The sequence below is a fragment of the Actinomadura logoneensis genome, assembly GCF_003428695.1.
Taxonomy (GTDB): Bacteria; Actinomycetota; Actinomycetes; order Streptosporangiales; family Streptosporangiaceae; genus Spirillospora; species Spirillospora logoneensis.
Window position 1 is genome coordinate 1 of the sequence record NZ_QURH01000072.1, and the last position, 6323, is coordinate 6323.

The 6323-nt window shown below is 75.2% G+C and carries 7 protein-coding genes; 6 read left to right on the forward strand and 1 reads right to left on the reverse strand.

The annotated features are described in order from the left end of the window. The first annotated feature begins 147 nt into the window (after positions 1–147). Positions 148–309 (forward strand): hypothetical protein, encoded by a 162-nt coding sequence (locus DZF91_RS39380; protein ID WP_158587841.1) that lies wholly within the window; start codon positions 148–150, stop codon positions 307–309. Between the two features lie 112 nt (positions 310–421). Here the strand turns inward: DZF91_RS39380 and DZF91_RS03505 are convergent, their stop codons facing one another. Further along, positions 422–859, reverse strand: a complete 438-nt coding sequence (locus DZF91_RS03505) for an SRPBCC family protein (protein ID WP_117356060.1) — start codon at positions 857–859, stop codon at positions 422–424. A 135-nt stretch (positions 860–994) separates the two neighbouring features. Here DZF91_RS03505 and DZF91_RS03510 point away from each other — a divergent pair, with 135 nt between their 5' ends. From DZF91_RS03510 to DZF91_RS03535, 5 genes are all read left to right on the forward strand, one after another. After that, on the forward strand, positions 995–2206 hold the full coding sequence (locus DZF91_RS03510; protein ID WP_117356061.1) for a Tm-1-like ATP-binding domain-containing protein: 1212 nt from the start codon (positions 995–997) through the stop codon (positions 2204–2206). Beyond that, on the forward strand, positions 2203–3030 hold the full coding sequence (locus DZF91_RS03515; RefSeq protein WP_117356062.1) for a phosphoenolpyruvate hydrolase family protein: 828 nt from the start codon (positions 2203–2205) through the stop codon (positions 3028–3030). The genes DZF91_RS03510 and DZF91_RS03515 overlap by 4 nt, the downstream gene beginning before the upstream one ends. 583 nt (positions 3031–3613) lie before the next feature. After that, positions 3614–4618, forward strand: coding sequence for a cytochrome P450 (locus DZF91_RS03525; protein WP_117356064.1), 1005 nt, complete (start codon positions 3614–3616; stop codon positions 4616–4618). A 211-nt stretch (positions 4619–4829) separates the two neighbouring features. After that, positions 4830–6083 carry a cytochrome P450 family protein gene (locus DZF91_RS03530; RefSeq protein ID WP_199486382.1) on the forward strand — a complete coding sequence of 418 codons (1254 nt, stop codon included), beginning with the start codon at positions 4830–4832 and terminating at the stop codon, positions 6081–6083. Continuing rightward, the coding region (locus DZF91_RS03535; protein ID WP_147340974.1) for a LysR family transcriptional regulator at positions 6080–6323 on the forward strand (244 nt) is incomplete at its 3' end. The genes DZF91_RS03530 and DZF91_RS03535, both read left to right, overlap by 4 nt.

A 6323-nucleotide genomic window follows, 5' to 3' on the forward strand; every position in this document is an offset into this window, starting at 1 on the left:
GCCCGGGCCCGTCCGGCCGGGGGCGGGCGCCGGGACGGTCTCGGGACCGGCTCGGGACGCTTCGCGGGACACCCGCCCCTTGACAAGATCCACTACCGGGGTTGACTCTGCGCGAGGGATCATTCACCGGGAGAGGGAGAACCCGCCATGCAGAGCCTGGACACCGGGAACGCCTACGCGGCGGCGCTGACCGAGACCGCGCGGCTGCTGCGGGAGGAGGCGCTGCTCCAGGAGGCCATCGCCGACCTGGCCCGGGAGGACACCGAGCATCCCGGGACCGTCCCACGGCCGCCGCTCACCGAGCCCTGACCCGGCTCCGCGCCCCCCGGAACAAAGCACGGCACAGCACGGCATGGCACGGCACGGCACGGCACGGCAAAGCACAGCACGGCAACGGCTCAGCACCGGGCGGCGCGCCGTTTCAGCGGCGGGCGGCGAGGTGGGCGCCGAGTTCGGCGAGCCCGGCGGCGTAGACCGCGTCGCGGAAGAACGGCGTGAGCCGGGCCGTGTCGGCCTCGTCCGCCTCGTACTCGGCCCACCACTCGGCGAACGTCGCGCCGGACGCGGTGACCGGCGCGACCCGGATCGTCGCCCGGTAGGCGCGCACCGGGAACGGGCTCTCCAGGAACTCGTAGGTCTGGGTGCGTGCCGCGTCGTCGAGCCCGGTCAGCCGCTCCACGAAGACGGCGTCGCCCGCCGTCAGGCGGCGCACGGCGCCCACGGTGCGGTCGTCGCCGCCGGTCAGGACGCAGGTGTCCAGCGCGGGATGCCAGGCGGCGATCCCGCCGAACGCGCGGACCAGCGTCCACACCTCGTCCACCGGGGCGTCGATGACCGCGCTCGCGTAGGGCTTGGGCATGGCGCCATCATCGCCCACGGCGCCGTCCCGGCACCATACGGACGCCGGATCGGTGCTGCTCAGGGGCTCCCCCGCCTTGGCCCGCGCGGATCACTGTCGGTAGCGTCGGGTGCGTCGAAGGAGGTGGCGAGCCTGATGGCTGGCGGTAACGGTCGTGTGGCGTATGTGGTGGGGACGTTCGACACCAAGGGCGCCGAGCTGAGGTACGCGGCGGAGCTCGTGGCGGCGACCGGGACACCGGTCCGCACGGTGGACGTCTCCACCGGCGAGCACGGGGAGACCGCGGGCGTGGACGTCCCCGCCGCGCGGGTCGCCGCGGCCCATCCGGGCGGCGCGGGCGCGGTGTTCACCGGCGACCGCGGGACGGCCGTGTCGGCGATGGCGGTGGCGTTCGAGCACTTCCTGACCGGGTGCGGCGACGTGGCCGGGGTGCTGGGGCTCGGCGGCAGCGGCGGGACGGCGATCGTCGCGCCCGCGCTGCGCGCGCTGCCCGTGGGCGTCCCGAAGCTGCTGGTCAGCACGGTCGCGGCCGGGGACGTCGCGCCGTACGTCGGGGTCAGCGACCTCGCCATGATGCACTCGGTGACCGACGTCGCCGGGCTGAACCGGATCTCCCGGCAGGTGATCGGGAACGCCGCGCACGCGCTGGCCGGGATGGTCGCGCACCCGGTGCCGCCCGCCGAGGACCGGCCCGCCGTCGCGCTCACCATGTTCGGGGTGACGACGCCGTGCGTGACGGCCGTCGCCGAACGGCTCGCCGCCGACCACGACCCGCTGGTGTTCCACGCCGTCGGCACCGGCGGCCGGGCGATGGAGGCGCTGGTCGGGGACGGGCTGGTGGACGCCGTCCTGGACATCACCACCACCGAGGTCTGCGACCTGGTCGCGGGCGGGGTGTTCAGCGCGGGCCCGGACCGGCTGGACGTGTTCGCCCGGAAGGCCGTCCCGTACGTGGGGTCGTGCGGCGCGCTCGACATGGTGAACTTCGGCGCGCGCTCCACCGTCCCGGACCGGTACGCCGACCGGCTGTTCTACCAGCACAACGAGCAGGTGACGCTGATGCGCACCAGCCCTGAGGAGTGCCGGGAGATCGCCGGGTTCATCGCCGCCAAGCTGAACGCCTTCGCGGGGCCGGTGCGGTTCCTGCTGCCCGAGGGCGGGGTGTCGGCGCTGGACGCGCCGGGCCAGCCGTTCTGGGACCCCGAGGCCGACCGCGTCCTGTTCGAGACGCTGGAGGCCCGGGTGGTGCAGACCGCCGACCGGCGGCTCGTCCGGTCCCCGCACAACGTCAACGACCCCGAGTTCGCCGCCGCGCTCGTCGCGGCCTTCCAGGAGGTGTCCGCATGAGCTTCGCCCGCGCCGAACTGGTCGAGCGCTTCACCGAGATGGCCCGCCGGGGCGAGCCGATCGTCGGCGGCGGCGCCGGGACGGGACTGTCGGCCAAGTGCGAGGAGGCCGGCGGCATCGACCTCATCGTCATCTACAACTCCGGCCGGTACCGGATGGCGGGCCGCGGCTCGCTGGCCGGGCTGCTCGCGTACGGCAACGCCAACGAGATCGTCGTGGAGATGGCCGCCGAGGTGCTGCCGGTCGTCGAGCGCACGCCGGTCCTCGCCGGGGTGAACGGCACCGACCCGTTCCTGCTGCGCGGCCCGTTCCTGGCGAAGCTGCGCGAGCTGGGGTTCTCGGGCATCCAGAACTTCCCGACGGTCGGGCTCATCGACGGCGTGTTCCGCGCCAACCTCGAGGAGACCGGCATGGGCTACGGGCTGGAGGTCGAGCTGGTCGAGGCCGCGCGCGCCGCCGACCTGCTGACCACGCCGTACGTGTTCTCCGCCGACGACGCGCGGGCGATGACCCGCGCCGGCGCCGACATCGTGGTGTGCCACATGGGCCTGACGACGGGCGGCGCGATCGGCGCGGAGACCGCCAAGTCGCTGGACGACTGCGTCGCGCTCATCGACGAGTGGTCCGAGGCGGCGCTGAACGAGCGCGACGACGTGCTGGTGCTGTGCCACGGCGGCCCGATCTCCGAACCGGAGGACGCCGCGTACGTGCTGGCCCATGCCAAGAACTGCCATGGCTTCTACGGGGCGAGCAGCATGGAGCGGCTGCCGACCGAGCGCGCGCTGACCGCGCAGACCCGCGCCTTCAAGCAGGTGCGCGGCTGACCGTCCCCTCCGCCGCGGGCGGGGCGTCCGGTGGACGTCCGGCCCGCGGCGGTCGCGTTTCCCGGGGGTCCGCTTCGGCGACTCCTGACAATGGACTTTTCACCCGGTCGGAGTTAGCTTTCCGGAGGTGATCACGTAAGCCACTGTCCCCCTTGACCAGGGAGCCGCGTGGACCACGATGTGACACACGCACGCGCCGAGGCGAACCCCCGGTGTGGGCGTGACCCGACAGCCGCCCCCGCCAGCCCCACCCTCTCCACCAGCTCCGCCAGCCCCGCCACCCCCGCCGGCTCCCCCGCACCCGCCATCCCCGCCACGCCCGCCACGGGCGGCTCCCCGACTCCCCCGCCTGCGCTCCCCGGTTCCGATCCCGTTCGCGCGCTCGCCGAGCCCGCCGGCCACGGGCGGCTCCCCGACTCCCCCGCCTGCGCTCCCCGGTTCCGATCCCGTTCGCGCGCTCGCCGAGCCCGCCGCGCTCGCGGACCCCCACCCGGTCCTCGACCAGCTCCGCGCGCACGCTCCGGTCGCCTGGCACGAGGGGCTGGGCACCTGGCTGCTGACCCGGCACGCCGACTGCGTCGAGGTGCTGCGCGACACCGCCCGGTTCGGATCCGACCCGCGCCGCGCCGGGGCCGCCATGCCGCCGCAGGCGGTGAGCGTCCAGACGCTCGACCCGCCCGGGCACACCGCCGCGCGCCGTCCGCTGGTGGACGCGCTGCGCGAGCTGGACCGGGCCGAGGTCGCGCCGATGGTCGCCCGGCACGCCCGCGCCCTCCTGGACCGGCTGGCCGGACGCCCGTCGTTCGACATCGTGTCCGAGTTCTGCGAACCGCTCGCGGTGACCACGATCTGCCGGTACCTGCGCGTCCCGGAGCCGGACCCGGAGTGGTTCGCGTCCGCCGCCGAGGCCGTCGCCGCCGGCATGGACGCCGGGGTGTTCCCGGACCGGCTCGAACCGGCGATGGCGGCGCGGGCGGAGCTGTCCATGCTGACCGACGGCTGGCTCGCCGACCCGCCGCCCGACGGCGTCGTCCGCGCCCTGGCCGACGCGGTGCGGGCGGGCGGCCTGGACCGCGCGGTCGCCGCCAACACGCTGCGGGTGCTGCTGCACGCCGGGTATACCTCGGCGAGCAAGCTGCTGGCGCTGGCGGCCGTGACGCTGCTGGAGCGGCCCGGCGGGCTCGCGCGGTTCGCCGCCGACCCGTCCCCGCGCGCCGTGGACGAGCTGGTCCGCCATTGCTCGCCGGTGCAGGCGCTGAGCCGGGTGTGCGTCGCGCCCGCCGAGCTGGGCGGACGGCGCGTCGAGCCCGGCCAGGACGTGACGCTGCTGATCGCGGCGGCCAACCGCGACCCGGCCCGGTTCGACGACCCGCACCGGCTGCGCCTCGACCGGCACCCGAACCCGCACCTGGGGTTCGGACGGGGCGCGCACTCGTGCCTCGGGGCGCCGTTCGCCGCCGTCCAGGCGCGGGTGGCGCTGACCGTCCTCGCGGAGCGGTCCGCTTCGCCGCGCGCCTTCGGCGCGCCCGAGTACCGGGTCGCCCTGACCCTGCGCAGCCCCGCCCGGATGCGTGTCGCGCTGGGCTGAGCAGGGTCGGGCGTCCCATCACCCGCCGACGAGTGAGAGAGGGGAGGGCCCCATGAAGTACTGGCACTGATGACGCCGCACGAGGTTCGAGAGTTCGCGGCCGTCGTCCGACCGGCGGCCGCGAACGCCGTCCTCCCCTCCCCCACCATAAGCGCCGGCCGCGTGCGGTCGCCCGGCCGCCCGGCAGATCCCCACGCCCCAGGAGGCGCCGTTGACCGCCGAGACCTCGCAGAAGCAGTTCGACCTGCCCCGCGACTTCGCCCAGTGGCCCGACCCGTACTCGCTGCTCGCGGAGATGCGCGCCGAGTCGCCCGTGCACCGCGCGACGATGCGCGGGGAGGTCGGGGTGTGGGTCGTCACCGGCCACGACGAGTGCGTCGCCGTCCTCACCGACCCGCGGTTCTCCGCCGACCTGGAAGCGGCGCCGCGCATCACCGCCGGGCTGCCGCCCGAGCGCCGCCGCAACGTCCTGATGGAGACGCTGCTCGCGTCCGACCCGCCGGACCACACCCGGATGCGCGCCATCGTCGGCCGGGCGTTCACCGCGCGCCGCGTCGCCGCGCTGGCGCCGCGCGTCCAGGAGATCGTGGACGAGCTGCTCGACGCGTTCGCCGCCAACGGCCGCGGCGACCTGGTCGAGGGGCTGGCCCTGCCGCTGCCGATCGCGGTGATCTGCGAGCTGCTGGGCGTGCCGTTCGCGCGTGAACGGTTCCGGAACTGGTCGGTGGGCCTCGCCATGCCGCCCGCCGACGGCGCGACGCTCGAACGCGCCGACGCCGCGCGCGCCGAGATGACGGAGTTCTTCCTGGAGCAGATCGCGCTCAAGCGCGCCGAGCCCGGCGACGACGTGCTGAGCGCCCTGGTCACCGCGCACGCCAACGAGGACGTCTCCGACGACGAGCTGGTCGGCCTGGCGATCATGCTGTTCCTGTCCGGGCACGAGACCACGCTGTGCTTCCTCGCCAACGCCCTCGTCGCGCTGCTCACGCACCCCGGGCAGCTTGCCGCGCTGCGCGCCGACCCCGGGCAGATCCCGCGCGCGGTCGACGAACTGCTGCGCTACGACGGCCCCGTCGCGCGCGGCGTCGCCCGCTTCACCCTGGAGGACGTCCCGATCGCGGGCACGGTCATCCCGCGCGGTGAGATGGTCATGGTCGCGATCGGCGCGGCGAACCGCGACCCGGCCCGTTTCCCCGACCCGGACGTCCTCGACCTGACCAGGGAGAACAACCCGCAGCTCGGGTTCGGCCACGGCATCCACCACTGCCTGGGGGCCGCGCTCGCCCGGCTGGAGATCGTCACCGCCCTGACGACGCTGCTGCGCCGCTTCCCCGACATGGAACTCGCCGTCCCCGTCGCCGATCTCCCGCGCCGCCCCGGCATGCTGCGGGGGCTGAAGCACGTCCCGGTCACGTTCACACCGCGCCGGACCAGCCAGGAGGGCTCCCTAGACTCGGCGGGGTGAGCCACCGGAAGACCGACGGACCTCTCGACCTGGCGCAGTTGCGGACGTTCCTCGCCGTCTACCGCGCCGGGTCCCTCACCGCCGCCGCGCGGCTGGTCGGGCTGTCCCAGCCGACCGTGACGGCGCAGCTGCGGGCCCTGGAGGAGCGCACCGGGCGGCAGCTGTTCGAGCGGCTGCCGCGCGGCGTCGCCCCGACCCCGGCGGCCGACGACCTGGCCGCGCGGCTCGCCGGGCCGATGG

Coding starts and splice junctions, on each gene's coding strand:
- DZF91_RS03515 (WP_117356062.1), top strand. CDS start 2,203: ATGAGCTTCGCCCGCGCCGAACTGGTCGAGCGCTTCACCGAGATGGCC.
- DZF91_RS03510 (WP_117356061.1), top strand. CDS start 995: ATGGCTGGCGGTAACGGTCGTGTGGCGTATGTGGTGGGGACGTTCGAC.
- DZF91_RS39380 (WP_158587841.1), top strand. CDS start 148: ATGCAGAGCCTGGACACCGGGAACGCCTACGCGGCGGCGCTGACCGAG.
- DZF91_RS03505 (WP_117356060.1), bottom strand. CDS start 859: ATGCCCAAGCCCTACGCGAGCGCGGTCATCGACGCCCCGGTGGACGAG.